This window comes from Halorubrum sp. AD140, assembly GCF_034497445.1.
GTDB lineage: Archaea > Halobacteriota > Halobacteria > Halobacteriales > Haloferacaceae > Halorubrum.
Map to the genome: position 1 here is coordinate 1 of NZ_JAXRUU010000189.1, position 1452 is coordinate 1452.

At 68.3% G+C, this 1452-nt stretch carries 1 pseudogene; it reads right to left on the reverse strand.

Going from position 1 to position 1452, the window contains the following annotated elements:
- Window positions 1-1441: pseudogene (locus U4E84_RS17285) on the reverse strand (ABC transporter substrate-binding protein); the annotation flags it as partial.
- Window positions 1442-1452: the final 11 nt, after the last annotated feature.

Sequence of the window (1452 nt, forward strand, 5' to 3'; positions counted from 1 at the left end):
GGTACCGGTCCGGAATCCCGGCTCGCGGGTCCGTCGAGTCGTCGGACGCCGGGCGGACGAGGAAGTGGTCGGGGTTCTGTTCGAAGACGACCGACTCCCCGTCGGTCGCCTCGACGAAGCGCAGCGGACCGCTCCCCACCGGGTCGGCGTTGTTCGAGACGATCGCCTCCGTCGTCTCGAAGTCGAACTCGAAGCCGGCGAGCGACGCCGCGCCGGCCCGCTCCGACCAGACGTGCTCCGGGAGGATCGGCACCTGAAGCGCCCGCGCGGCGACCGTCTCGTTGACGTCGGCCACGGTGAGTCGGACCGTCGCGTCGTCGAGGACCCGCTCGTCTTCGACGATGGAGCTTCGGCCGCGGAACCGCGGGCTGGGCACTGCCGTCTCGACGTTCCCCATCGAGGTGTCGCGGAGGAACTCGTAGGTGAACGCGACGTCGCTCGCCGTCACGGGGTCGCCGTCGTGCCACTGCGCGTCGCGGAGCGAGACGTCGAGGGTCGTGTCGTCCACCCGCTCCCACTCGGCCGCCAACCACGGGACGGTCGACTCGCTGTCAGTCCGGACGAGCGGGTCATACAGCAGCCCGGTGAACGTGCCGTACTTCCGGAACTCCGCGGCGATCGGGTTCCAGTTCTCCGTGATTCGGCCGTCGGTCGTGACGAGCCGGAGGACGTCGCCGTCCTCGCCATCAGTGTCCGTATCGTCCGCGGTCGAGTTACCGCCGTCAGTCGTGTTTCCGTCGGTTGCGTTGCCGTCGTCAGTCGTGTTTCCGTCGGTTGCGTTGCCGTCGTCAGTCGATCCGTCGTCGCCCGAGCCCTCCTCGGCGGAGACACGTTCGAGGTCGAGCTACCCGGTGACCGACACCGGCTGGCGGTCCTCCGTCCACCCCTCGAACCGGGAGCCCTGTACGGCGGTGAGCGCGTCGGGGAAGGCGACCACGGAGAAGGGCTGGAGGTCGCACACCGTCTGCTGGAGCTCGTCGACGGCGTCGCGCCGCTCGCTCCCGGTCGCCTGACGCTGTTCCGCCAGCAGGTCGTCGACCGCGATCTCCGTGAGCCCGAAGGGGTTCTGCCACCCCGACTCCGCGACGAACTGCGAGTGCGTCAGCCCGTACAGCGCGTCCGGGTCGAACGGCTCCGTCTCCACGAACTGGCCGATGTAGATGTCGAAGTTATGATTGATGAGGGTCTTCCGCCAGAGGTCGGTCTGACTGATGGTGTTGAGTTGGACGTCGATGCCGACGGCCGTCAGGTTCTCTTCGAGCTGTCTCGCGATGCGGATGCCGTTCGGGTCCGCGTCCGCCGGCGTGGTGTTGATCTCGAGTGACAGCTGCGATGGCGGGTCCCTTCCGGCGATGTTCTCCGTACGACCGAGACAGCCGGCGCTGGCGGCCGCGAGGCCGAGTCCGGCGAGCGCCGCCCGTCGACTGATCGATCGCGTCATCCGTTCGTTTT